We start from the raw sequence: 24384 nt of genomic DNA, 5'->3' as shown, positions 1-24384 counted from the left end.
AGGTAGATAGGGCAGAGGTGGAAGTGTGGTAACACATGGAGCTGACTGTTACTAATCGGTCGAGGGCATAACCAAAGCTGAACACTTAGAGAAGACAAGCGGAGCGCAGGCTGAGCTTAGTGTGAAGCTTGTTCGAGACACAAAGTGGCTCGAACTTCCTCAAGTGAGTGCAGCGCACGGTTCGGGAAGAAAGATGGAAGATAGATAAGATTTCTTGTATGTGGTTTTGAAGGTACATGAAAATGGAGCAGAATGAAGTCGTTAAAGGCTCATTCTGTTTTTTTTATTGACTTTTCTACGTTTGTAGAATATAATATTTCTACAGATGTAGAACAAAAATGGAAGTTGAGAAGTCAAAAAGGAGCACACAATGAGAATGAGAGAAATCAAACGCCTTCCGGAGAGCGAACTGGAGATTATGCAGATCATATGGGCGAGTCCTGCGCCTGTATCCAGGATGTACATTGAGGAAGCACTGCAGGACGTTCATCCGCTGGCGCCAACGACTATTCTCACTCTCCTGACGCGCCTGTGCGAAAAAGGTTTTTTATCTTTAAAAAAGGAAGGGCGTACAAACCTGTATGAGCCGCTGGTACAGGAAAAGGAATATTTGGCGGCAGAGAGCAGGTCTTTTCTTGACAAACTGTTTCACGGCTCAGTGGCTTCTTTTGCCACAGCGCTGTGTGACAGCGGGGTTACGAAGGAGGAGTTGGAGGAACTGAGACGTCTTCTTGAGAAAGGAGAGCTGTAACATGTCTGATATGGCTATTTTGTACATATATCGGTTTTTTTGGGCGGTTTTCCTGGGGGCTATCCTGGCTGCCGGATTTCGGAAGTCCTGGAGTGCAGAGCATGGGAAAACGGTCGGCTGGATGGAAGACAGAGAAAAGGCTGTTGTATGGATGGACCCCATCGTGCTTCCAATCATGTTAGCCTTGTTTCCGTTGATTTACATATGCGCTTATGGTATTTCTGATGGTCTGGAGTATTGCCTTTGTCTGTTTGTGGATGTCTTTGTTTTTGTGAGTCTCTATTTTTCAGGGCTTCTGTTTCTCCTGCCTGCTCTCAGGCGCCGCTACACGGCCAGGACATGCGCAGTTCTTTGGCTGGTGCCTGTATTTCTGTTTTATCAGCCCCATATGATTTATCTGCTGCGGCCGGGCCCTCCCACGGCGGTGCTGTATGTGCCGGGGACGGCCCTGAGAGCGCTTATAGCTGTCTGGGGAGTGGGCTTCCTAGTGCTTTTTGCGTGGAAAATGGCTTCTCACATGTGGTTTTCCATGAGCCTGAGAAGGAATTCAAGTCCGGTGGAGGAGCCGGCAATCCTTGAGAGCTGGGAGAAGATGAAAAGTGAACTCGATGTACATATATCCATTGACCTGAGATACAGTAGCCTGATAGGTACGCCCCTTACAATAGGTCTGAGAAAGAAGAAGGGAGCTACCTATCTGCCGGAGCGTCCCTACACGGCGGAGGAGGCTGAGATGATCTTCTGCCATGAGCTGCACCATGTGCAGCGGGAAGACACGCATACTAGATTTTTCCTGGAATTCTGCAAAGCACTGGGCTGGCTGCACCCTCTTGTGTGGACGGCTGTCAGGAGAGCGCAGGATGACCTGGAGCTTTCCTGTGACGAGATAGTCCTGGAGAAGTACGATGGGGACAGGCGGAAAAAATACGCGGAGCTGCTTCTTGCGACAGCCGGGGAAGGCCGCGGCTTTACGACATGCCTTTCTTCTTCGGCCCGGACCCTGCGCTATCGCATGCGCGCCATTGTAACGACAGGGAAAAAGAAGCTCGGAGTCGGCCTGCTGTTTTCGGTTATGTCGCTGAGCGTTCTTGCCATGGGGAAGATGAGCATTGCAACAGACAGAGCGCCTGCGGCGGAGGTTTTAGGGCTCCGCGAGGACAGCCTCTCTGAGGCATGGCTTATGACAGATGAAACGGAGGATCGGGAGGTCAGGGACTTGGAAGGGCTGACCGAATATCTTTCCGGCCTGCAGGTGGAAAGACTGATACATACGTATGAAATCCTCCCCGAACCGGCCGGATATGAGCTGTCAGGCGTTACTACAGAGGCTGTGAGCTTCCGGGTATATGACGGTTATCTGGAAATCAGTTATCCGGAAAAGAGAGGGACTGTGCTCTGCAACATAAGGGACTCTGTTGACTGGGAAAAAATCCAGTCTTTCGTCTGAGATATCCTGAACCTGAGATATGATGTGCATTAGAACATGCATTAGAAAACAAGAAAGAAATAGTTAAAACTACTTGAAATGCCTGTGAGTTTGATGTAGAATATATTTGTTGTCGAGATAATAAGGACGACACAATCTTATAATATTCCTCCTTAGCTCAGTCGGTAGAGCACTCGGCTGTTAACCGAGTTGTCGTTGGTTCGAGTCCAACAGGGGGAGCTTAAAAAGCCCGTAAATGTGATGTTTACGGGCTTCATTTTTGCGGGGAGTTGATAGTGTTTCCTACAGTTATAGAATGGAGTCAAAGGGGAAGGCAGTGCGGAAGCGGAAATCAGACAGAAGCATGCACTGCCAGAGAAAAAACGGCCCTCTAAAGCCGGTTTTTGTCTCCCCACTCGCACATCCCGTCCAGGATGGGGATCAGGGATTTCCCTCTCTCCGTCAGGCTATACTCCACCTTGGGCGGGATCTGGGGATACTCCTCCCTGTGGACCAGCTGGTCCGCCTCCAGTTCCTTTAAGGTGGAGCTCAGAGTCTTGTAGGAAATTCCCCCGATATATTTTTTCATCTCATTAAATCTCACTACCCCGAACTCCATCAGTGTGTAGAGGATGGTCATCTTGTATTTCCCGTTGATGAGGGACAGCGTGTAGCTGAACCCGGTAGTGCTCAGGTTTTCGTTAGAAATGCATCTCTTGCCCATTTTACACTCTCCTTTAGGTAAGTATGATACTTTGATGTAAGTATCGCACTTTTATGTGCGTACTTGTTTTGTGGCATATTCTTGCTATGATTGTAATATCAGCAGCGGGGAATGTCAATCCCGCCAAAATAAGTAAAAGAGGAGAGATAGATTATGAGTATAAAAATCGTTGTGATCACAGGAAGTCCCAGGAAAAACGGAAACAGCTTTGCCATGACAGACGCCTTTATCAAAGCCGCCGAGGCAAAGGGATACGCAGTGACAAGGTTTGACGCGGCTGCCATGAAGCTGGGCGGCTGCCATGCCTGCGAGACATGCTACAGCACAGGGAAGGCCTGTACTTTTGACGACGACTTCAACACCATTGCCCCGGCTATCCTGGAGGCGGACGGACTGGTATTTACCATGCCGGTTTACTGGTACTCCATCCCGTCACAGATCAAGGCGGTGATAGACCGCATCTATTCCCTGGTGGTGGGCGGCAAGGATATCGCGGGAAAGGAGTGCGCTCTCATCGCCTGCTGCGAGGAGGAGGATCTGACCGTTCTGGACGGCGTGCGGATCCCCATGGAGCGTACCGCAGCCTTAAATAAATGGAAGATGGTGGGCGAGGTGCTTGTCCCCGGCGTGCTGAATGTGGGAGATATTACAAAGACCGACGGCTGTGCCCAGGCGGCAGCTCTGGCAGATAAGTTTTAAATGGGGCGATCAGGGAAAGGAGAACAGATATGGCTAAGAAGATTGTGATCTTAAACGGAAGTCCCCGGAAAAAGGGGAATACATCAGCTCTTGTAAAGTCCTTTACAGAGGGGGCGAAGAGCGCGGGCAACACAGTGACAGAATTCTTCCTGGACAGCATGAATATCCACGGATGCAAGGGCTGCTTTGGAGGCCACAGCAGCAGGGAATTTCCCTGTGTCCAGAAGGACGACATGGAGCAGATCTACCCGGCGGTGCGGGAGTGCGACGTGGTGATCTTTGCCACGCCCCTTTACTACTGGAACATGAGCGGCCAGATCCGGACTGCCATTGACCGTCTGTTTGCCCTGGAGGAGGGGGACGGCAATCTCCTCAGAGGGCATGACAGATCCTCCGCCCTTCTGATGGCCGCGGAGGGCAATGGATTTGAGGATGTCCTTCTCTACTACGACCATCTGATGGAGCACCTGAGATGGGAGAACCTGGGCCATGTCCTGGCCGGCGGAAACGGCGATGTGGGAGATATCGACGGGAAGCCGGAGCTTCAGGAGGCCTACGAGCTGGGGAAGTCTATCCGGTAATTTCGCATGCATGATTTCACAGGATTTTAAAGACTCTATGTCGCTTATACAGGCGGCATGGGGTCTTTTTCTGTTGCTCAAAAAAAGACGGCCTGGCGGCGGAGGTTACCGCCAGGTAACTACGGCACAAAAAAGTGCGTACTTGTGCCTGGGCACCTCCGCTCATAAAATAAACACAGAAAAGGGAGGACAGAAATGCCGGAAAAGAAGCGGAGATGAACATAGCATGAATAAAACAGGATTTCAGGTGGATAGAAATACATGTATGGGCTGCGGGCTGTGCACCCGGGTCTGCCCGGGAGGCATTCTCTCCCTGGACGGGGAGGGAAAGGTGCAAATGGCGGAGTTTGAGGAATTCGGCTGGAAGGGCTGCTGGAAATGTGAGCACTGCCTGGCAGTCTGCCCGGCGGGGGCCCTCTCCATTTTCGAGCACCGGCCAGAGGACAGTCTCTCCCCGGTGAAGGCTACCGATGCGGCGCCGGTGCTGGACGCGTTGATCGCCAACAGGCACTCCGGCAGGCGCTACCACGATCGGAATGTGGATCCCGGCGTCATCCGGGACATGATCGGCCGGCTGGCAAATGCCCCCAACGGGGGCAACAAGCAGCAGGTGGAGTTCACGCTGATCGACGACAAGGAGCGGATGAAGCGGCTGCGGAGCATGGCTTTCCGTGAGATGGAGACTCTGGCCGGGCAGGGCATTTACCCGGAGGGCTTTGACCGGGCGTCCTACGAGGACATGAAGCGGTGGCGACAGACCGTTCGGCCGGATATGCTTTTTTGTGGAGCGCCGCACCTTCTCATTCCCCACGCCCCTTTGGGAAAGGGGGAGCCAGTGCAGGACGTGCTGGTGGCAGGAACCTATTTTGAGCTGCTCTGCGCCTCCAGGGGGCTGGGGGCCGTGATGCTGACCTTTCCTCTGGCAGCCCTTAAGAGGATGCCCCGGATCATGGCCATGCTGGAGATACCCGAGGATCACTATACAGGGATGTTCATAGGGTTTGGCTATCCTGAGATTTCCTATAAGAGAGGCGTACAGAAGACCGTGGATCCGGGACGGATACACCGGCCGGCATTTTAGAGCGCATTTCAGAATACATTTTAGAATACATTTTGGAGGAGGATAGTATGAACGCACAGGATTTTCTGCAGATTTTGAGAGAGGTAAAGGATGTGACATTTGCCACCACAGATGAAAACGGCAGGCCAAGGGCCCGCATCATCGACGTCATGCTGGTGGAAGAGGGACGGCTGTATTTCTGTACGGCCCGGGGAAAGGACTTCTACCGGGAGCTGACAGAAGGAGGCTATGTGGCGGTGACCGGCATGAACCGGGACTTCCAGATGGTGCGTCTGGAGGGAAAGGCGTGGAAGGTGCCGGAACAGAAAAAGTGGATCGACCGCATTTTTGAGGAGAACCCGGTGATGAATGACGTCTACCCGGGGGACAGCAGATATATACTGGAGCCCTTCTGTCTGGACGGGGGACAGATGGAGTTCTTTGATCTGGGAAAATCTCCCATTCAGAGATGGTCCTTTGTCCTGGGGGAGGAGGCCCCGAGGGAGAAAGGATTTCTCATCACGGAGGCCTGCATCGGATGCGGTAAATGCAGCCGAAGCTGCCCCCAGAAATGTATAGACCGGCGTACAGACTGCCATGAGGACCGCTGTAAAGAGCGGCGGGAAGCTTCTGGGGACAGCGGGGCTCCCTATGTGATCCGCCAGGAAAACTGCCTGCACTGCGGGCTCTGCCAGGAAAACTGCCCTGTGAGCGCCATTGTAAGGAGAGGAGAGAGAGCATGCTAAGAGAGATGATCACACTGTTAATAGAAAGAAGGGATTTCTTCCTGGGGCTCCTGGGAGAGCATCTGGGGATTTCCCTGACAGCCATTCTGATCGCTGTCCTGCTGGGCGGCCTTATGGGAATTCTGATCAGCGAGTTTGACAGGTCGGCAAAGCCCGCCCTGGCGGTCATCAATTTTCTCTACACGATTCCCTCCATCTCCATGCTGGGATTTCTTATCCCCTTTTCCGGAGTGGGAGACGCCACGGCTGTCATCGCCCTCACGGTGTATGCCCTCCTTCCCATGGTGCGGAACACCCACACGGGTATAGCGAACGTGGATCCGGCAATCCTGGAGGCGGCTAAAGGCATGGGCAGCACCCGGATGCAGATTCTCCTGAAGGTTCGGCTGCCCCTTGCCATGCCGGTGATCATGTCCGGCATCCGCAGCATGGTGACCATGACCATTGCCCTTGCAGGTATCGCCTCCTTTATTGGAGCCGGCGGCCTGGGCGTTGCCATTTACCGGGGCATTACCACTAACAACAGCGCCATGACCATGGCGGGGAGTCTGCTCATCGCCCTGTTGGCGCTTCTGGTGGATTCCCTTCTGGGATTTGTAGAGAAGAGGCTGCGGAAGCGCAGCGCCAGGGCCAGGAAGACCAACCGGGCGCTGGGCGCGGCCGCTCTGGTTCTCTGTGCCTGCCTGCTTATCGCCACGCTGTCTGGAAGGCAGACCCAGGATACGATCCGCATTGCGACAAAGCCCATGACCGAGCAGTATGTGCTGGGAGAGATGCTGGATATTCTCATAGAGAAGGACACGGACCTGAATGTAGAGCTGACCCAGGGTGTGGGCGGCGGCACTTCCAATATAGAGCCGGCCATGGAGAGCGGAGAGTTTGACATGTACCCGGAGTACACCGGCACCGCCTGGAACATGGTCATGAAAGAGGATGGACTGTACACAGAGGATCTCTTTGACAGTCTGCAGAAGTATTACAATGAGGAGCTCTCTATGGAGTGGACCGGCATGTACGGGTTCAACAACACCTACGGCCTGGTGGTCCGCCGGGAGATCGCGGAGCAGTATGACCTGAAGACATACTCGGATCTTGCCGCGGTGTCTGATCAGCTTGTGTTCGGGGCGGAGTACGATTTCTTTGAGCGGGAGGACGGTTACGACGCCCTCTGTGACACCTACGGGTTCCATTTCAGGGAGACCATGGACATGGATATCGGGCTGAAATACCAGGCCATAGACCAGGGGCAGATCGATGTTATGGTGATCTTCACCACGGACGGCCAGCTCTCCGCTTCGGACGTGACTGTGCTGGAGGACGATAAGCAGTTCTATCCCTCCTACATGTGCGGCAATGTGGTCCGCAGCCAGGTACTGGAGGAGCACCCGGAGCTGGAGCAGGTATTTGAAAAGGTGACCGGGATTATTACGGACAGCGACATGGCTGCCATGAACTACGCAGTGGAGACAGAGGGCAGGGAGCCAAGGGACGTGGCGGAGGAATTCCTCGAGAGCCGCGGGCTTCTGTAAGGAGGATGCAAGGATGAGTACAGAGATGAATACAGTAACGAATACAGAAATGAATATAGAAATCGAATTTAAGGACATCAAAAAGATATACGGGGAAAAGGTGGTCATGGAGCATTTCAGCCTCCAGGTGAGAAAGGGAGAGTTTGTCACCATCATCGGCTCCTCCGGCTGCGGCAAGACTACGGCGCTGAAGATGGTGAACGGGCTGATCCGGCCCGATGCGGGTGACATTCTCATCCACGGGGAGAACATCCGGGACAAGGACCAGACCCGGCTGCGCCGGGGGATCGGCTACGCCATCCAGGGGAGCGTCCTGTTTCCCCACATGACGGTGGAGCAGAATATTTCCTATGTGCCCAGCCTGTTGAATGGCCGGGACAGAGCCAGGACAAAGGCGGCAGTGTCAAAGTGGATGAAGATTGTGGGGCTTGATGAGGAACTGAAGGAGAGGTACCCGGCAGAGCTCTCCGGCGGGCAGCAGCAGAGGGTGGGGATCGCCCGGGCGCTGGCCGCATCCCCGGAGATCCTGCTCATGGATGAGCCCTTCGGCGCTGTGGATGAGATTACCAGAGGCCAGCTCCAGGAGGAGCTCCTACGGATCTACAGGGAGACCGGGATCACAGTGCTCTTTGTGACCCACGACATCGGCGAGGCGCTGAAGCTGGGGACCAAGGTACTGGTCCTGGATCAGGGGGAAATCCAGCAGTACGCCCCTCCGGCGGAGCTCCTCAGCAGGCCCGCCACGCCCTTTGTGGAGCAGCTTGTGGAGAGGGAGAGAAGAACCTGCCACCTGCCGGAGGAACGGCTGGGGGACTGCGAGTTCAGCGGCGCGGCGGGGAGGTAGAGGGGAGAGCGAGACCTTGTGGATGTGCTGCGGAACTGAAAAAATGCTGCCCGGACTACGCCGGACAGCAAAAAACTTATATTCTTTTCATAAATCTCAGTAAAACCTTTCCCAGTGCCAGCACGAGAACCGCCGAGGCGATAGCTTCCGGGATGCCGGAGGCAGTGATGGTTCCCATGATCAGGCCCCACACGGCTGTGATGCCTACGTTCTGCGCCTGGGCGTACTGCTGGGCGAAGAGCAGGTAAATGCTGCCCATGACAGTCACTGTGTTGACCATGGCGCCCACAAATCCGGTGATGGGAAGGGCGATAGTCTGGTTCAAATGAACCTTCTCGAAGAGCTTCCACAGCCAGCCGGATACCACGCCGATGAGGATGCGGCATCCCACGGAGATCCAGAGGGCTTTCAGAACGCCGGGAAGTCCGGTGGTGCTCATAAAGGGCGAGAAGGCAAAGGACAGAAGGGTGGGTGCCATGGTGTTGCTTATAAGAGAGCAGATACCGAAGACGCCGCCTAAAATGCCGCCGGCCAGAGGGCCCAGGAGCACAGCTCCGATGATGACGGGAATGTGTACTGTTGTCGCCTTAATTACCGGGAGCTGGATCATGCCAAGCGGTGTGTTCGCGAGGACGATGACGATTGCTGCCATAAGTGCAACACAGACCATCCATCTGGTGTCACGTTTTTTTTCTTTCATTATTCAATTCCTCCTTGTTATCATTCCCGCTGTCGGGATATAATACAATTACGCGGAAAGTATAGCATGAAAGGAAGGATTTGACAATATGCTGAAAGGAAAGACAGTGATCCTGGGGGTGACGGGAGGGATCGCCGCATACAAGAGCGCCTATCTGACGAGCCTTCTCATAAAGGCCGGGGCGGATGTGCAGGTGATCATGACGGATCACGCAAGAGAGTTCATCTCTCCTCTGACCTTCGAGGGACTGACGAACCAGAGATGTCATACAGATACATTTGACCGGAACCACGAGTACAGCACGGAGCATGTCTCCCTGGCCTCCCGGGCGGATGCGGTGATCATCGCGCCGGCCACGGCCAACGTGATCGCCAAGCTGGCCTGCGGGATCGCGGACGATATGCTGACCACCACGGTGCTGGCCTGCGACTGTCCCAAGATCGTGGTGCCCGCCATGAATACCCGGATGTACGACAATCCGGTGACCCAGGACAATCTGGAAAAGCTGAGAAAATATGGCATGACTGTGGTGGAGCCGGCAGCAGGCCGGCTGGCCTGCGGGGACGTGGGCAAGGGGAAAATGCCGGAGCCGGACGTCCTCTTCCAGTACGTGCTCATGGCCTGTGCCTTCCCGAAGGATATGGAGGGAAAGAAGGTTCTTGTGACGGCGGGACCCACCCAGGAGCGGATCGATCCGGTGCGGTACATCACCAACCACTCCACCGGGCGGATGGGCTACAGCATTGCGAAGATCTGCGCCCTGCGGGGAGCCAAGGTGACCCTCGTGACCGGGCAGACGGCCCTGGAGCCCCCTCTCTTTGTGGATGTGGTCCCGGTGGTGTCGGCCAGGGACATGTACGAGGCCGTGGTGGCAAGGAGCGGAGATATGGATGTGGTTATCAAGGCCGCGGCGGTGGCCGACTACCGCCCGGCAGTTACAAGCGACGAGAAGATCAAGAAGTCCGACGGCGACCTGGCCATCGCCATGGAGAGGACCGACGATATCCTGGGGTATCTCGGGCAGCACAAGAGACCGGGACAGTTCCTCTGCGGATTTTCCATGGAGACCCAGAACATGCTGGAGAACTCCCGGGCCAAGCTGGCGAGGAAAAACCTGGACATGATCGTGGCAAATAACCTGAAGGTGCAGGGGGCCGGCTTTGGGACAGACACCAACGTGGTGACCATCATCACGGCAGATATGGAAAAAGAGCTGGAGCTCATGAGCAAGGATGAGGTGGCAGTAAGGCTGCTGGACGAGATCCTGGCCCGCATTTAACAGGGAGACAGTTCCGCGCTATAATGGAGATAATAAAAGGAGGTATTACATATGGATGCAAACAGAAGAAAGAGAAATGAACTGGCGGCTCAGAGGGTGATCAAGGGCCTGGAGTCAAGGAATATGGAGGGCTACTATGCGCAGTCTAAAGAGGAAGCGCTGAAAAAGGCGCTGGAGCTGATCCCGGAGGGCAGCTCCGTGGGCTGGGGCGGTTCCATGTCCATCAAGGAGATGGGGCTTCTGGACGCGGTCTGCTCCGGAAATTATACGGTCTATAACCGGGATACCTGCAAGACGCCGGAGGAAAAGAGAAAGACGCAGCTTCAGATCTTTGACAGCGACTATTTCCTGTGCAGCACGAATGCCATCACAGAGGACGGCGTCCTTGTCAATGTGGACGGGACAGCCAACAGAGTGGCCTGCATTTCCTGGGGACCTGCCAATGTAATCATGATCGTGGGTATGAACAAGCTGGTAAAGAGCGTGGAGGACGCTGTGTCCAGAGCTCGCCATGAGGCGGCGCCTATCAATGCCCAGAGGTTCGGGCTGGACACGCCCTGCTCCAGGACAGGCGTATGCGCAAACTGCAAATCCCCGGACACGGTGTGCTGCCAGGTGCTTGTGACAAGGTACTCCAAAGAAAAAGGCAGGATCAAGGTGATCCTTGTGAACGATGAGATGGGATTTTAAGGAGACAGAAAATGGAGATCAGACAGTTTATGGACTGCTTTCTCCCCATGCCTGTGGTGGGAAAGCTTGAGGAGAGCTGCTGGGGAGCCAGGGGCGTTATCCCCAGAGACCAGGACAATGGACTGGAGGACAAGGTGCTGGAGGATCCGGCCCTGACCGGCAAGGTGAATTATACATACTGGGACGGGACGATCCTGCGCGACGAGGATGGGTGCGGAAAGTATCATCTGTTTGCCAGCCGCTGGAACGAGGCGGATGGGTTTGAGAAGGTAAACGGAGAAGGGGGCTGGAGTGGCTCCCTGGCCGTGGAGGCGGTCAGCGACTGCCTGTACGGCCCCTATAACCAGAGGGAGCGGGTGCTCTGGCCGGACAGCCAGGGAGGACTGGGGCACAATGTGTACGTCTTCCGGCTGCGGGAGGACGATCCGGCAGGGAAATACGCAGCGATTGTCAGCGACACCCGGCCGGGAGATATTTTTACCACGGACAGCCTGGACGGGGGAAGATGGGTGTACCGGGGGCCGGTGAAGCTGGACCGGGGATATTTCTTCCGGGCCAACATCTGCATCATCCTGCGGCCGGACGGGGCCTACGAGCTGCTGAACAGAGATGGACTCATCGCCCTGTGCCGGGGCAGTATCCTGGACACCTTCCAGCTGGAGCAGGAAAATCTCTGGCCTCAGGTGGAGGGCCTGCCCACGGTGAACATGGAGGATCCGGTGCTCTGGTACAGCGGCGGCCTGTATCACTGTGTGGTGAACCAGTGGAGCACCAGAAAGGCCTTTTACATCATTTCCGAGAATGGACTGGACAGCTGGAAGCTGGCGGACGGGATTGCCTACTCGCCCACTGTGGATTTCCTGAGATATGAAAATTCTGATGTGGTCAACAGGTGGGATAAGATCGAGCGGCCCGGTGTATACATGGAGTACGGGATCGTGAAGGCCATGACCTTCGCTGTCCTGGATCTGCCCAAGGAGGAGGACAAGGGAAACGACGGCCACGCCAGCAAAGTGATCGTGGTTCCCTTTGACGGCGAGGCCCTCAACCGGTTCGCGAGAGAACAGTATTATGGGAAGCAGACAGAGCTCTGAAAAATTTCTCCTGAAAATTTCTAAATCTTTTCATTGACGAATGGGTTTCAGTTTGCTATAATATGAGTGTTCCGCAAAAACGGGACACTGTGGCGCAGTAGCCAAGTGGTAAGGCACAGGTCTGCAACACCTCGATTCACCGGTTCAAATCCGGTCTGCGCCTCTTATAGAGAAGTGAGAGAAATATCAGCCAAGAGCTGGTATTTTTCTTTTTCATATACAAATATTTACTTAAAGGCTCATGCTGCGAAACAAAGAAGAGCTTCTGTGGTACTTCCTTGGCCGGGCCGCGGAGTATCTCTACAGCAGGACGGGAAAAGGCAGAAGGCTTATATTTAAATTATATTTAAATATGTAAGGAACTGGATTAAGGAAAAGCACAGACAAAGCATGCTCCAAAAAACACAGACAAAGCATGCCCCAAAAAACAGGCTTGACTTCCAACGCTATACTATGGTATATTATTGTGGCGATGGAAGCAGGTCTTTTTTTTATGCCTAAATTTAAGGCGCCCGGTTCAAGACCGCCGGGGCAACACGTCAACATTAAGAAAATGAAGCGAGGTGGAAGTTGTGCGTACAAGAATTACATTAGAGTGTACAGAGTGCAAGCATCGTAACTACAACATGACGAAGGATAAGAAAACTCATCCGGAGCGCATGGAAACAAAGAAATACTGCAGATTCTGTAAATCACACACATTGCACAAAGAAACAAAATAGTCGCTGGCAAAAGGAGTGAATGTCGTGAGTAAGGAAAAAACTCAGAAGAAAAGCTGGTTCAAGGGTCTTAGCTCAGAATTCAAAAAGATCATCTGGCCAGACAAGGTGACACTTGCTAAACAGACAGCAGCGGTTGTTTCCGTATCCGTCGTGCTGGGGATCATCATCGCGATCATCGATTTCCTTGCGCAGAACGGAGTAGATTTTTTAGTAGGACTGTAAGACTGTAAGCAAGAAAGGTGATTATATGTCAGAGGCAAAATGGTACGTTGTTCATACCTATTCCGGGTATGAGAACAAAGTGAAGGCCAACATTGACAAGACAGTGGAGAACAGACATCTGGAGGCGCAGATCCTGGAGGTGCGGGTTCCACTGGAGGATGTTGTGGAGACGAAGAACGGGGTGCAGAAGGTAACACAGAAAAAGATGTTCCCCGGCTATGTGCTCATTCACATGATCATGAATGACGACACATGGTATGTGGTCCGCAACACAAGAGGTGTGACAGGGTTTGTGGGACCTGGCTCCAAGCCGGTACCCCTGACAGACGAGGAGATGGCGCCCCTTGGCATCCGGCGCGAGAATTACGTGGTGGATTACGAGGTGGGCGACAGCGTCAAGGTCATCGCCGGTGCATGGGCGGATACAGTGGGTGTTGTGCAGTCCATCAATGCCGCTAAGCAGAGCCTGACCATCAATGTTGAGCTGTTTGGCCGCGAAACGCCAGTAGAAATAAGTTTCGCTGAAGTGAAAAAATTGTAGTCAGTAGTGGGAGGGACGTCCGTCCCGACAATACCACAAGGAGGTAATGAAAATGGCAAAAAAAGTAGAAGGTTATATCAAATTACAGATTCCTGCCGGCAAGGCAACTCCGGCTCCTCCGGTCGGACCTGCACTTGGACAGCACGGAGTTAACATTGTTGAGTTCACAAAGCAGTTCAACGCAAAGACAGCTGACCAGGGAGATCTGATTATCCCTGTAGTAATCACCGTTTACAACGACAGAAGCTTCAGCTTCGTTACAAAGACACCTCCGGCAGCAGTCCTGATCAAGAAGGCCTGCAATCTGAAATCCGGTTCCGGTGTGCCGAACAAACAGAAAGTTGCAAAGATCACAAAGGCTCAGCTTCAGGAGATCGCTGAGACAAAGATGCCTGACCTGAACGCAGCAAGCCTTGAGGCAGCTATGAGCATGATCGCAGGTACATGCAGGAGCATGGGTGTTACAGTAGAAGAGTAAGAGCGATTTGAGTCAACAGGAACAGTAAGTGGGAGGGTTATCCCGACATTACCACAAGGAGGTATTTTTTAAAATGAAAAGAGGAAAGAAATATACAGAAGCTGCAAAAGCTATCGAGAGAGGAACACTCTACGACAAAGAAGAGGCAATTTCTTTAGTAAAGAAGACAGCAGTGGCAAAATTCGATGAGACTATTGAGGCTCACATCAGAACAGGCTGTGACGGACGTCACGCTGATCAGCAGATCCGCGGCGCCGTTGTACTGCCCCACGGAACTGGTAAGAAGGTGCGCATCCTCGTGTTTGCGAAAGACGCAAAGGCTGAGGAGGCAAAGGCAGCAGGCGCTGACTACGTAGGCGGCGATGAGCTGATCCCGAAGATCCAGAACGAGAACTGGTTTGAGTTCGACGTAGTAGTTGCTACACCAGACATGATGGGCGTTGTTGGACGTCTCGGACGTGTACTTGGACCCAAGGGCCTGATGCCGAACCCGAAGGCTGGAACAGTAACCATGGATGTTACAAAGGCAATCCAGGACATCAAAGCTGGTAAGATCGAATACAGACTTGACAAGACAAACATTATCCACGTGCCGATCGGTAAGGCTTCCTTTACCGAGGAGCAGCTTGCAGACAACTTCCAGACGCTTATTGATGCGATCAACAAGGCCAGACCGGCAGCTGTAAAGGGTCAGTTCTTAAAGAGCGTGACACTTACATCTACAATGGGACCTGGCGTGAAGCTTAATCCGGTTAAGCTGGCTTAATCAGAGAGCAGAGATTGACGCATATACACACCCCGGAGACATTGTTTTGAGAACAGTGCCCGGGGTGTTTTTCTGTTGCACTGCCAGAGAGTGTGGTGGCAGGAGCTGTGGCGGTCTGCGCGGCAGTCAGAAGCAGGCGCAGAAAAACCGAGTAATACCCGGTGTAGAGCTATAAAAAACCGGAAAAAGTTGAAAAATACATTGACAAGTATAAACAAGTGTGCTAAATTACAGTAGTAACTGCCGAAGACAGCAGGTGCTGAAAAGCGTAAGTATGAAAACGCCTGCCGAGGAAGAATAGATTTAGTACGTTGTGTATGAATTTCTACCCCTCTGTGTCTTTGGGCGCAGAGGGGATTTTTATTCAGCCATCAATCTGTCGGCGGTGCAAGAACCAAAATCTAACAAGGAGGTGCACCATTCGTGGCAAAAGTTGAGTTAAAACAGCCTATCGTTCAGGCGATTGTTGATGACATCACAGGCGCTGAGTCAGTCGTGCTGGTTGACTACCGCGGATTAACTGTTGCTCAGGACACAGAGCTCCGTAAGCAGTTAAGAGAAGCTGGTATCATCTACAAAGTCTGCAAGAACACAATGATGAAGAGAGCTTTTGAGGGAACAGAGTTCGCTGCTCTGGAAGAGCATCTGGAAGGCCCCAGCGCTATCGCCATCTCTAAGGATGACGCTACAGCTCCGGCAAGGATCCTGTGCAAATTCGCTAAGGATGCAAAGGCTCTTGAGTTAAAGGGCGGTGTTGTCGAAGGAACAGTTTACGACGTTGCTGGACTGACTGAACTGGCTAAGATCCCGTCAAGAGAAGAGCTTCTCTCCAGACTGCTTGGAAGCATGCAGTCACCGATCACAAACTTTGCTCGCGTTATCAAGCAGATCGCAGAGCAGGGTGGAGAGGCCGCTCCTGCAGAGGAGAGCGCAGAGGCTCCGGCTGAGGAAGCTCCCGCAGCAGAGGCAGCAGAGACACCGGCTGAGTAATCAGCGGTTTGAGTCTGACAGGAAAAGCAGACGACTGGCAGCTGCCTGACAGCAGCCAGCAGAGACACCAAACAGGGTTTGGAAGATTAAAAAATCAAAAAGAAATTAATGGAGGACAATGAAATGGCTAAGTTAACAACAGCTGAAATGATCGATGCGATCAAAGAGTTATCAGTATTAGAATTAAACGAGTTAGTTAAAGCATGCGAAGAAGAGTTCGGCGTATCTGCAGCAGCAGGCGTTGTAGTTGCGGCAGCAGCCGGAGACGGAGCTGCAGCAGCAGAGGAGAAGGACGAGTTTGATGTAGAGCTTGTAGCAGCAGGCGCTTCCAAGGTTAAGGTTATCAAGGTTGTTCGTGAGATCACAGGTCTTGGCCTGAAAGAGGCTAAAGAGCTTGTTGACGGCGCACCGAAGGTTGTTAAAGAGGGCGCTTCCAAGGCTGAGGCTGAGGAGATCAAGGCTAAACTCGAGGCTGAGGGCGCAGAGGTTAACCTTAAATAATTCAAGTGTTCAGAGCAAAGCATATAAATTTGAACATGACAAATTGTTTATAAAAAACAGAGAGGACCGCTTGAGGGTTTTACAACAGAAGACCCGCAAGCGGCCTTTTTTCGCGCTTTTGTTGGAAGCGGAAATGCGGCGGGATCGGGAATTGTGTCTGTTGGGACACAATTCCCCGGGGATACATGCACAACGATACACCGGTTGACTTAATTTCAGACGTAATACTTTTCAAAAGTATTACGTCTGAAATTAAAAAAGTCCTTGACACCCCTCCAGGGCTTGTTGTATTATATAGGGTGCATCATTATGAAAAACTGTGTCATTATCGATGGCACAATGTGCGAGAGTGTAATAAAAACAGGGGGTTTGCTCGGTTAAACCTCACAAAAAATAAACGAGGAGTGAAACGTCATATGGAGAAAAACAGAATTCGTCCTATTAAAAGTGGAAAAAATTCCCGCATGAGCTATTCCAGGCAAAAAGAAGTGCTTCAGATGCCCAACCTGATCGAAGTCCAGAAAGACTCCTATCAGTGGTTCCTTGACGAGGGATTAAAAGAAGTATTTGATGACATTTCTCCGATCACAGACTACAGCGGCAAGCTCAGCCTGGAGTTTGTGGATTTCACCTTGTGCGAGAAAGACGTAAAGTACTCGATCGAGGAGTGTAAGGAGCGCGATGCCACCTATGCGGCCCCGCTGAAGGTGCGCGTAAGGCTTCACAACAAGGAGACAGACGAGATCAATGAGCATGAGATCTTCATGGGAGACCTGCCGCTGATGACAGCGACGGGAACTTTTGTGATCAATGGTGCAGAGCGAGTTATCGTAAGCCAGCTCGTGCGTTCGCCCGGTATCTACTACGGCATCGCGCATGACAAGCTGGGTAAAAGACTGTTTTCCTCCACTGTCATTCCAAACCGGGGAGCATGGCTGGAATATGAGACAGATTCAAATGACGTTTTCTATGTGCGTGTAGACAGAACAAGGAAGGTGCCGATCACTGTGCTGATCCGCGCCCTCGGCATTGGGACCAATCCCGAGATCATTGACCTGTTCGGCGAGGAGCCCAAGATCCTGGCCAGCTTTGAGAAGGATGCTGCTACAAACTACCAGGAAGGTCTTCTCGAGCTGTACAAGAAGATCCGTCCCGGCGAGCCGCTCGCGGTGGACAGCGCGGAGAGCCTGATCACAAGCATGTTCTTTGATCCGAGACGCTACGACCTTGCCAAAGTCGGACGCTATAAATTCAACAAGAAGCTGATGCTGAGAAACCGCATCGCAGGTCACGTGCTGGCCGAGGACGCGGTGAGCCCCATCACCGGAGAGGTGATTGCCGAGGCGGGCACCAAGCTGACAAGAGAGATGGCGGACGACATCCAGAACGCGGCCATTCCCTACGTGTGGATCGACAGGCCGGAGGAGGAGAGAAAGGTAAAAGTCCTCTCCAACATGATGGTGGACCTGCAGTCCATCGTGGACATTGATCCCAAGGAAGTGGGCGTGACAGAGCTGGTATACTATCCTGTGCTGTCCGGGCTTCTGGAGGAGACGGCAGGGGATATCGACGAGCTCAAGAGCGCCATCAAGCGGGATATCCACGACCTGATCCCGAAGCATATTACAAAGGAAGATATTCTTGCTTCCATTAACTATAATATCCATCTGGAGTACGGCCTTGGAAATGACGATGACATCGACCACCTGGGCAACCGTCGTATCCGCGCCGTGGGCGAGCTGCTCCAGAACCAGTACAGGATCGGTCTGTCCCGTCTGGAGAGAGTGGTTCGAGAGAGGATGACCACACAGGATCTGGAGGGCATTTCACCCCAGTCCCTGATCAATATCAAGCCTGTGACCGCTGCTGTGAAGGAGTTCTTCGGATCCTCCCAGCTGTCCCAGTTCATGGATCAGAACAACCCTCTGGGCGAGCTGACTCACAAGAGACGTCTGTCCGCCCTCGGACCTGGCGGTCTGTCCAGAGACCGTGCCGGATTTGAGGTCCGCGACGTACATTATTCCCACTACGGAAGAATGTGCCCCATCGAGACGCCTGAGGGACCCAACATCGGTCTGATCAACTCCCTCGCATGCTACGCGAGGATCAACCAGTACGGATTTGTTGAGGCTCCGTACAGAAAAATAGATAAATCTGACCCGAAAAATCCGAGAGTCACAGACGAAGTTGTCTACATGACAGCAGATGAAGAGGACAACTATCATGTGGCGCAGGCGAACACGCCTCTGGATGAGGAAGGTCATTTCGTACACAAAAATGTGTCCGGTCGTTACCGGGAGGAGACACAGGAGTATGAGCGCTCCATGTTCGACTACATGGACGTGTCCCCGAAGATGGTGTTCTCCGTGGCGACAGCCCTGATCCCCTTCCTGCAGAACGACGACGCCAACCGTGCGCTGATGGGATCCAACATGCAGCGCCAGGCAGTGCCGCTTCTCATGACCGAGGCCCCTGTGGTTGGTACAGGTATGGAGGAGAAGGCAGCTGTTGACTCCGGCGTGTGCGTGCTGGCAGAGGAGGGCGGCGTTGTAGAGCGCTCCACCTCTAATGAGATCACCATCCGTCAGGATGACGGCATGCTTAAGAAATACAAGCTGACCAAGTTCCAGCGAAGCAACCAGAGCAACTGCTACAACCAGAGACCTATCGTCTTCAAGGGCGACCGGGTGGAGAAGGGTGAAGTCATCGCGGACGGACCTTCCACATCCAACGGCGAGATGGCCCTTGGAAAGAACCCCCTCATCGGCTTCATGACATGGGAGGGCTACAACTACGAGGACGCGGTTCTCTTAAGCGAGAGGCTGGTACAGGACGACGTTTACACATCCATTCATATAGAAGAGTACGAGGCGGAGGCCCGCGACACCAAGCTGGGACCTGAGGAGATCACAAGGGACATCCCCGGCGTGGGTGATGACGCCCTGAAGAACCTGGATGAGAGAGGAATCATCCGCATCGGCGCTGAGGTCCGCGCAGGCGATATCCTTGTCGGAAAAGTAACTCCCAAGGGAGAGACAGAGCTGACAGCGGAGGAGAGACTTCTGCGCGCCATCTTTGGCGAGAAGGCCAGAGAGGTGAGAGACACCTCCCTGAAGGTACCCCACGGCGAGTACGGTATCGTGGTGGATGCCAAAGTGTTTACAAGGGAGAACGGCGACGAGCTGTCACCCGGCGTGAACCAGGCGGTCCGCATCTACATTGCCCAGAAGAGAAAGATCTCCGTGGGTGACAAGATGGCCGGACGTCACGGAAACAAGGGTGTCGTTTCCCGTGTGCTTCCCGTGGAGGATATGCCCTTCCTGCCAAACGGACGTCCTCTGGACATCGTGCTGAACCCGCTGGGCGTGCCTTCCCGTATGAACATCGGACAGGTGCTGGAGATCCATCTGTCGCTGGCTGCCAAGGCCCTGGGCTTCAACATTGCCACACCGGTATTTGACGGAGCTGACGAGAACGATATCATGGACACTCTGGATCTGGCCAACGACTACGTGAACTTGAGCTGGGAAGAGTTTGAGGCAAAACACAAAGAGGAGCTGCTCCCGGAGGTACTCCAGTATCTCTCTGACAACAGAGACCACAGAGAGCTGTGGAAGGGGGTTCCCATCTCCAGAGACGGTAAGGTGCGTCTGCGGGACGGCCGTACCGGCGAGTTCTTCGACAGCCCGGTTACCATCGGGCACATGCACTATCTGAAGCTGCACCACCTGGTAGACGACAAGATCCATGCCCGCTCTACCGGCCCCTACTCACTGGTAACACAGCAGCCTCTGGGAGGAAAAGCCCAGTTCGGCGGACAGCGTTTCGGAGAGATGGAGGTTTGGGCTCTGGAGGCCTACGGTGCATCCTACACACTGCAGGAGATCCTGACAGTGAAATCCGACGATGTGGTGGGGCGTGTGAAGACATACGAGGCCATCATCAAAGGGGAGAACATTCCGGAGCCAGGTATTCCCGAGGCCTTCAAGGTACTGCTCAAGGAGCTGCAGTCACTGGCGCTGGATGTCCGCGTGCTGCAGGGCGGCGAAGAGGTGGAGATCCTGGAGACCGTGGATATGGGAGAGACAGATTTCCGCTCACTGATGAACGAGGACAGAAAATACCACAGTGACGACGAGAACCTGGGAGACCACGGCTACACTGCGCAGGAATTCCAGGGCGAGGAGCTTGTGGACGTGGAAGAGCCTGACAGCGATGCCGAGGACGACGATCTGGGTATCGAGTTTAACGAAATATCAGACGATGAATTTTAGGAAGGGGTGCCAGTATGCCGGAAACAAAAAAGGAACAAACCTATCAGACAATGACCTTTGACGCCATCAAGATCGGGTTGGCGTCACCGGAGAAGATCCTTGAGTGGTCCAGAGGCGAGGTCACAAAGCCGGAGACCATCAACTACAGGACGCTGAAGCCGGAAAAGGACGGCCTGTTCTGTGAGCGCATCTTCGGACCCAGCAAGGACTGGGAGTGTCATTGTGGTAAATATAAAAAGATCCGTTACAAAGGCGTTGTCTGCGACCGCTGCGGCGTCGAAGTGACGAAATCCAGCGTGCGCCGCGAGCGTATGGGCCATATCGCCCTGGCCGCTCCGGTGTCACATATCTGGTACTTTAAGGGGATCCCGAGCCGCATGGGACTGATCCTGGATCTGTCCCCCAGGACTCTGGAGAAGGTGCTCTACTTTGCCTCCTACATCGTGCTGGACAAGGGCGAGACAGACCTGATGTACAAACAGGTGCTGTCTGAGCAGGAGTACCAGGAAGCGAGAGAGAAATGGGGCAGCGCCTTCCGTGTGGGAATGGGTGCTGAGGCCATCAAGGAGCTTCTGGAGACCATCGACCTGGACAAAGAGTACGAGGAGCTGACAGCCGGCCTGGAAGGGGCCAGCGGCCAGAAGAGGGCAAGGATCGTGAAGCGCCTGGAGGTAGTGGAAGCCTTCCGGGAGTCCGGAAACAAGCCGGAGTGGATGATCCTGACAGCCATCCCGGTGATCCCGCCGGATCTCCGTCCTATGGTACAGCTGGACGGCGGACGTTTCGCCACCAGCGACTTAAATGACCTTTACAGAAGGATCATCAACAGAAACAACCGTCTGAAACGCCTGCTCGAGCTGGGCGCGCCGGACATTATCGTTAGAAACGAGAAGAGAATGCTCCAGGAGGCGGTGGACGCCCTTATCGACAACGGAAGAAGGGGCCGTCCGGTCACAGGACCCGGAAACCGCGCCCTGAAGTCACTCTCTGATATGATGAAAGGAAAATCCGGACGTTTCCGTCAGAACCTTCTTGGAAAGCGTGTAGACTACTCCGGACGTTCCGTTATCGTCGTGGGACCTGAGCTGAAGATCTACCAGTGCGGCCTCCCCAAGGAGATGGCCATCGAGCTGTTCAAGCCCTTCGTTATGAAAGAGCTGGTACAGAACGGCACAGCCCACAACATCAAGAACGCAAAGAAGATGGTGGAAAGGCTCCAGCCCGAGGTATGGGATGTGCTGGAGGATGTCATCAAGGAGCACCCGGTCATGCTGAACCGTGCTCCTACGCTGCACAGGCTTGGTATCCAGGCATTTGAACCTATCCTGGTAGAGGGTAAAGCCATCAAGCTTCATCCCCTTGTATGTACCGCCTACAACGCGGACTTCGACGGAGACCAGATGGCTGTCCATCTGCCCCTGTCCGTTGAGGCCCAGGCAGAGTGCCGTTTCCTTCTGCTCTCACCGAACAACCTTCTGAAGCCTTCAGACGGCGGACCGGTGGCCGTTCCCTCACAGGATATGGTCCTCGGTATCTACTATCTGACACAGGAGAGACCGGGAGCGCTGGGAGAGGGCAAGTTCTTCAAGAGCGTAAACGAGGCTATCCTGGCCTACGAGAACCAGGCGCTGACACTCCACTCCAAGATCAGGGTGCGTGTGTCCAGGACTATGCCTGACGGAACCGTGAAGACAGGTACCATCGCCTCCACTCTTGGAAGGATGCTCTTCAACGAGATCATCCCCCAGGACCTTGGCTTTGTAGACCGCGAGGTGGAGGGAAATGAGCTCCTTCCGGAGATCGACTTCCATGTGGGCAAGAAGCAGCTCAAGCAGATCCTGGAGAAGGTCATCAACACCCACGGCGCCACAGCCACCGCAGAGGTGCTGGACAATGTAAAGGCCATCGGCTACAAATACTCCACAAGAGCGGCCATGACCGTGTCTATTTCCGACATGACCGTGCCGCCGCAGAAGCCGGAGATGATCGAGCAGGCGCAGGAGACTGTGGACCGGATCACAAAGAACTTTAAGCGTGGTCTGATCACAGAGGAGGAGCGATACAAAGAAGTCGTAGAGACATGGAAGGCAACTGACGACGCCCTGACAGAGGCGCTGCTTTCCGGTCTGGATAAATACAACAACATCTTCATGATGGCTGACTCAGGAGCCCGTGGTTCTGACAAGCAGATCAAACAGCTTGCCGGCATGCGTGGACTGATGGCAGATACGACAGGACGTACCATCGAGCTGCCTATCAAGTCCAACTTCCGTGAGGGTCTGGACGTACTGGAGTACTTCATGTCAGCCCACGGAGCGCGTAAGGGTCTGTCCGATACAGCTCTTCGAACAGCCGACTCCGGTTACCTGACAAGACGTCTGGTAGACGTCTCTCAGGAGCTCATCATCCGTGAGGTGGACTGCCGCCAGGAGGGCGAGGAGATCCCAGGCATGTATGTCCATGCATTTATGGAGGGCAACGAGGAGATCGAGAGCCTGCAGGAGCGTATCACAGGGCGCTACCTGTGCGAGAGCATCAAAGATAAAGACGGCAATGTGCTCGTGAAGGCCAACCATATGGTGACGCCGAAGAGGGCAGAGCTGATCATGAAGAAGGGCGTGGACGAGAACGGTGAGACTCCCAAGAAGATCAAGATCCGCACCATCCTGACCTGCCGCTGCCACAACGGCGTGTGCGCGAAGTGCTACGGCGCCAACATGGCAACAGGCGAGCCTGTGCAGGTAGGTGAGGCAGTCGGCATCATCGCGGCTCAGTCCATCGGCGAGCCGGGTACACAGCTGACCATGCGTACCTTCCACACCGGCGGTGTGGCCGGAGACGACATCACACAGGGTCTTCCCCGTGTAGAGGAGCTTTTCGAGGCCAGAAAGCCGAAGGGTCTTGCCATCATCACAGAGTTTGCAGGAAAAGCAACGATCAACGATACAAAGAAAAAGCGCGAGGTCATCGTTACCAACGACGAGACAGGCGAGTCCAAGGCCTACCTTATCCCCTACGGATCACGCATCAAGATCCAGGACGGACAGGTGCTGGAGGCCGGCGACGAGCTCACTGAAGGTAGCGTGAACCCCCACGATATCCTGAAGATCAAGGGACTTCGGGCTGTGCAGGATTACATGATCCAGGAGGTACAGCGCGTATACCGCCTCCAGGGTGTTGATATCAACGACAAGCACATCGAGGTCATCGTGCGTCAGATGCTGAAGAAGATCCGCGTGGAAGAGAGCGGGGACACAGGCTATCTGCCGGGCACTATGGTGGATGCGCTGGAGTTCGAGGACAAGAACAAAGAGCTCATGGCAGAGGGCAAGGAGCCGGCCACAGGCGAGCAGATCATGCTGGGTATCACCAAGGCCTCCCTCGCAACCAACTCTTTCCTGTCAGCAGCCTCCTTCCAGGAGACAACCAAGGTGCTGACAGAGGCGGCTATCAAGGGCAAGGTTGACCCGCTGGTAGGTCTGAAGGAGAACGTCATCATCGGTAAGCACATTCCGGCCGGTACAGGTATGAGAAAGTACCGGGATGTCAAGCTCAGCACAGATCTGGCCGTGGAGGAAGAGGACGATGAGATCCTGGCGGATGACATGGTATCCGCCGATGAGCTGCCGGATGCTCAGCTGACAGAGAAGACAGACAACTCCGCGCCGGAGGAGCAGGAGACAGCGGAGGGAGAAGCAGAGACAGAGGCTGCGGCTGACGAATCAGACATCATCCTTCAGTAGAATGCTTAAACAAAATAAAAAAGC

22 protein-coding genes, 2 tRNA genes and 1 other annotated feature are annotated in these 24384 nt (G+C 53.9%); of the genes, 22 read left to right on the top strand and 2 right to left on the bottom strand.

From position 1 onward, the window contains the following. The first annotated feature begins 376 nt into the window (after positions 1-376). From H7U36_RS11130 to H7U36_RS11120, 3 genes are all read left to right on the top strand, one after another. Positions 377-751 (top strand): BlaI/MecI/CopY family transcriptional regulator, encoded by a 375-nt coding sequence (locus tag H7U36_RS11130; protein WP_033127151.1) that lies wholly within the window; start codon positions 377-379, stop codon positions 749-751. A 388-nt stretch (positions 752-1139) separates the two neighbouring features. Continuing rightward, complete coding sequence (locus tag H7U36_RS11125) at positions 1140-2198, top strand: M56 family metallopeptidase (RefSeq protein ID WP_191428896.1); 1059 nt, start codon at positions 1140-1142, stop codon at positions 2196-2198. 146 nt (positions 2199-2344) lie between these two features. After that, positions 2345-2417 (top strand) — tRNA-Asn (locus tag H7U36_RS11120). Between the two features lie 151 nt (positions 2418-2568). On the opposite strand, the gene H7U36_RS11115 is transcribed toward H7U36_RS11120, so the two are convergent. Further along, positions 2569-2901, bottom strand: coding sequence for a winged helix-turn-helix transcriptional regulator (locus H7U36_RS11115; RefSeq protein WP_033127149.1), 333 nt, complete (start codon positions 2899-2901; stop codon positions 2569-2571). Positions 2902-3054: 153 nt separating this feature from the next. Between H7U36_RS11115 and H7U36_RS11110 the strand changes: the two genes are divergently transcribed. The 6 genes from H7U36_RS11110 (at position 3055) to H7U36_RS11085 (ending at position 8360) form a co-directional block, all read left to right on the top strand. After that, entirely contained in the window at positions 3055-3600 is a 546-nt protein-coding gene (locus H7U36_RS11110; protein ID WP_205156156.1) for a flavodoxin family protein, read from the top strand. Between the two features lie 29 nt (positions 3601-3629). Further along, positions 3630-4181, top strand: a complete 552-nt coding sequence (locus H7U36_RS11105) for a flavodoxin family protein (RefSeq protein WP_138303030.1) — start codon at positions 3630-3632, stop codon at positions 4179-4181. A gap of 226 nt (positions 4182-4407) precedes the next feature. Continuing rightward, positions 4408-5262 carry a nitroreductase family protein gene (locus H7U36_RS11100; RefSeq protein WP_205156155.1) on the top strand — a complete coding sequence of 285 codons (855 nt, stop codon included), beginning with the start codon at positions 4408-4410 and terminating at the stop codon, positions 5260-5262. Positions 5263-5309: 47 nt separating this feature from the next. Then, entirely contained in the window at positions 5310-5987 is a 678-nt protein-coding gene (locus H7U36_RS11095) for a 4Fe-4S binding protein (RefSeq protein ID WP_033127145.1), read from the top strand. Continuing rightward, on the top strand, positions 5981-7516 hold the full coding sequence (locus H7U36_RS11090) for an ABC transporter permease/substrate-binding protein (RefSeq protein ID WP_033127144.1): 1536 nt from the start codon (positions 5981-5983) through the stop codon (positions 7514-7516). The genes H7U36_RS11095 and H7U36_RS11090 overlap by 7 nt, the downstream gene beginning before the upstream one ends. 49 nt (positions 7517-7565) lie before the next feature. Further along, complete coding sequence (locus tag H7U36_RS11085) at positions 7566-8360, top strand: ABC transporter ATP-binding protein (protein ID WP_205156163.1); 795 nt, start codon at positions 7566-7568, stop codon at positions 8358-8360. A gap of 76 nt (positions 8361-8436) precedes the next feature. On the opposite strand, the gene H7U36_RS11080 is transcribed toward H7U36_RS11085, so the two are convergent. Beyond that, the gene (locus H7U36_RS11080) at positions 8437-9060 is read right to left on the bottom strand and encodes an ECF transporter S component (RefSeq protein ID WP_205156154.1); all 624 of its coding nucleotides are present in this window, start codon (positions 9058-9060) and stop codon (positions 8437-8439) included. Positions 9061-9148: 88 nt separating this feature from the next. Here H7U36_RS11080 and coaBC point away from each other — a divergent pair, with 88 nt between their 5' ends. The 13 genes from coaBC (at position 9149) to rpoC (ending at position 24360) form a co-directional block, all read left to right on the top strand. Then, positions 9149-10339 carry a bifunctional phosphopantothenoylcysteine decarboxylase/phosphopantothenate--cysteine ligase CoaBC gene (coaBC, locus tag H7U36_RS11075; protein ID WP_205148586.1) on the top strand — a complete coding sequence of 397 codons (1191 nt, stop codon included), beginning with the start codon at positions 9149-9151 and terminating at the stop codon, positions 10337-10339. A gap of 51 nt (positions 10340-10390) precedes the next feature. Next, entirely contained in the window at positions 10391-11029 is a 639-nt protein-coding gene (locus H7U36_RS11070; protein WP_033127141.1) for a lactate utilization protein, read from the top strand. Between the two features lie 11 nt (positions 11030-11040). Continuing rightward, a complete protein-coding gene (locus tag H7U36_RS11065) occupies positions 11041-12123 on the top strand; it encodes a glycoside hydrolase family protein (protein ID WP_138303027.1) in 1083 nt (360 codons plus the stop codon). Between the two features lie 91 nt (positions 12124-12214). Beyond that, a tRNA-Cys gene (locus tag H7U36_RS11060) sits at positions 12215-12286 on the top strand. Positions 12287-12695: 409 nt separating this feature from the next. Then, positions 12696-12845, top strand: coding sequence for a 50S ribosomal protein L33 (gene rpmG / locus H7U36_RS11055; protein WP_074017771.1), 150 nt, complete (start codon positions 12696-12698; stop codon positions 12843-12845). 24 nt (positions 12846-12869) lie between these two features. Further along, on the top strand, positions 12870-13067 hold the full coding sequence (secE, locus tag H7U36_RS11050) for a preprotein translocase subunit SecE (RefSeq protein WP_033127140.1): 198 nt from the start codon (positions 12870-12872) through the stop codon (positions 13065-13067). A gap of 25 nt (positions 13068-13092) precedes the next feature. Then, positions 13093-13608, top strand: a complete 516-nt coding sequence (gene nusG, locus H7U36_RS11045) for a transcription termination/antitermination protein NusG (RefSeq protein WP_033127139.1) — start codon at positions 13093-13095, stop codon at positions 13606-13608. Between the two features lie 52 nt (positions 13609-13660). Beyond that, positions 13661-14086 (top strand): 50S ribosomal protein L11, encoded by a 426-nt coding sequence (gene rplK / locus H7U36_RS11040; RefSeq protein ID WP_033127138.1) that lies wholly within the window; start codon positions 13661-13663, stop codon positions 14084-14086. 73 nt (positions 14087-14159) lie between these two features. After that, positions 14160-14852, top strand: a complete 693-nt coding sequence (rplA, locus tag H7U36_RS11035) for a 50S ribosomal protein L1 (protein ID WP_033127137.1) — start codon at positions 14160-14162, stop codon at positions 14850-14852. A 225-nt stretch (positions 14853-15077) separates the two neighbouring features. Beyond that, positions 15078-15223: a sequence feature (ribosomal protein L10 leader region), on the top strand. A gap of 52 nt (positions 15224-15275) precedes the next feature. Next, the gene (gene rplJ / locus H7U36_RS11030) at positions 15276-15842 is read left to right on the top strand and encodes a 50S ribosomal protein L10 (RefSeq protein ID WP_033127136.1); all 567 of its coding nucleotides are present in this window, start codon (positions 15276-15278) and stop codon (positions 15840-15842) included. A 123-nt stretch (positions 15843-15965) separates the two neighbouring features. Continuing rightward, positions 15966-16343 carry a 50S ribosomal protein L7/L12 gene (gene rplL, locus H7U36_RS11025; RefSeq protein ID WP_033127135.1) on the top strand — a complete coding sequence of 126 codons (378 nt, stop codon included), beginning with the start codon at positions 15966-15968 and terminating at the stop codon, positions 16341-16343. Positions 16344-16759: 416 nt separating this feature from the next. After that, positions 16760-20617, top strand: a complete 3858-nt coding sequence (gene rpoB / locus H7U36_RS11020; RefSeq protein WP_033127134.1) for a DNA-directed RNA polymerase subunit beta — start codon at positions 16760-16762, stop codon at positions 20615-20617. Between the two features lie 14 nt (positions 20618-20631). Beyond that, positions 20632-24360, top strand: coding sequence for a DNA-directed RNA polymerase subunit beta' (rpoC, locus tag H7U36_RS11015; protein ID WP_205156153.1), 3729 nt, complete (start codon positions 20632-20634; stop codon positions 24358-24360). The last annotated feature ends 24 nt before the right edge of the window (positions 24361-24384 follow it).

Origin of the sequence: Faecalicatena fissicatena (assembly GCF_016900595.1) — a bacterium.
Taxonomy (GTDB): Bacteria; Bacillota; Clostridia; order Lachnospirales; family Lachnospiraceae; genus Claveliimonas; species Claveliimonas intestinigallinarum.
The sequence above is the reverse complement of the archived record's forward strand: the minus strand, read 5'-3'. Positions and strand labels throughout refer to the sequence as shown.

Bases quoted from the DNA above. Each gene is read 5' to 3' on its own strand.
- H7U36_RS11130 (WP_033127151.1), top strand. From the start codon at position 377: ATGAGAGAAATCAAACGCCTTCCGGAGAGCGAACTGGAGATTATGCAG.
- H7U36_RS11125 (WP_191428896.1), top strand. From the start codon at position 1,140: ATGATTTATCTGCTGCGGCCGGGCCCTCCCACGGCGGTGCTGTATGTG.
- H7U36_RS11115 (WP_033127149.1), bottom strand. From the start codon at position 2,901: ATGGGCAAGAGATGCATTTCTAACGAAAACCTGAGCACTACCGGGTTC.
- H7U36_RS11110 (WP_205156156.1), top strand. From the start codon at position 3,055: ATGAGTATAAAAATCGTTGTGATCACAGGAAGTCCCAGGAAAAACGGA.
- H7U36_RS11105 (WP_138303030.1), top strand. From the start codon at position 3,630: ATGGCTAAGAAGATTGTGATCTTAAACGGAAGTCCCCGGAAAAAGGGG.
- H7U36_RS11100 (WP_205156155.1), top strand. From the start codon at position 4,408: ATGAATAAAACAGGATTTCAGGTGGATAGAAATACATGTATGGGCTGC.
- H7U36_RS11095 (WP_033127145.1), top strand. From the start codon at position 5,310: ATGAACGCACAGGATTTTCTGCAGATTTTGAGAGAGGTAAAGGATGTG.
- H7U36_RS11090 (WP_033127144.1), top strand. From the start codon at position 5,981: ATGCTAAGAGAGATGATCACACTGTTAATAGAAAGAAGGGATTTCTTC.
- H7U36_RS11085 (WP_205156163.1), top strand. From the start codon at position 7,566: ATGAATATAGAAATCGAATTTAAGGACATCAAAAAGATATACGGGGAA.
- H7U36_RS11080 (WP_205156154.1), bottom strand. From the start codon at position 9,060: ATGAAAGAAAAAAAACGTGACACCAGATGGATGGTCTGTGTTGCACTT.
- coaBC (WP_205148586.1), top strand. From the start codon at position 9,149: ATGCTGAAAGGAAAGACAGTGATCCTGGGGGTGACGGGAGGGATCGCC.
- H7U36_RS11070 (WP_033127141.1), top strand. From the start codon at position 10,391: ATGGATGCAAACAGAAGAAAGAGAAATGAACTGGCGGCTCAGAGGGTG.
- H7U36_RS11065 (WP_138303027.1), top strand. From the start codon at position 11,041: ATGGAGATCAGACAGTTTATGGACTGCTTTCTCCCCATGCCTGTGGTG.
- nusG (WP_033127139.1), top strand. From the start codon at position 13,093: ATGTCAGAGGCAAAATGGTACGTTGTTCATACCTATTCCGGGTATGAG.
- rplK (WP_033127138.1), top strand. From the start codon at position 13,661: ATGGCAAAAAAAGTAGAAGGTTATATCAAATTACAGATTCCTGCCGGC.
- rplA (WP_033127137.1), top strand. From the start codon at position 14,160: ATGAAAAGAGGAAAGAAATATACAGAAGCTGCAAAAGCTATCGAGAGA.
- rplL (WP_033127135.1), top strand. From the start codon at position 15,966: ATGGCTAAGTTAACAACAGCTGAAATGATCGATGCGATCAAAGAGTTA.
- rpoB (WP_033127134.1), top strand. From the start codon at position 16,760: ATGGAGAAAAACAGAATTCGTCCTATTAAAAGTGGAAAAAATTCCCGC.
- rpoC (WP_205156153.1), top strand. From the start codon at position 20,632: ATGCCGGAAACAAAAAAGGAACAAACCTATCAGACAATGACCTTTGAC.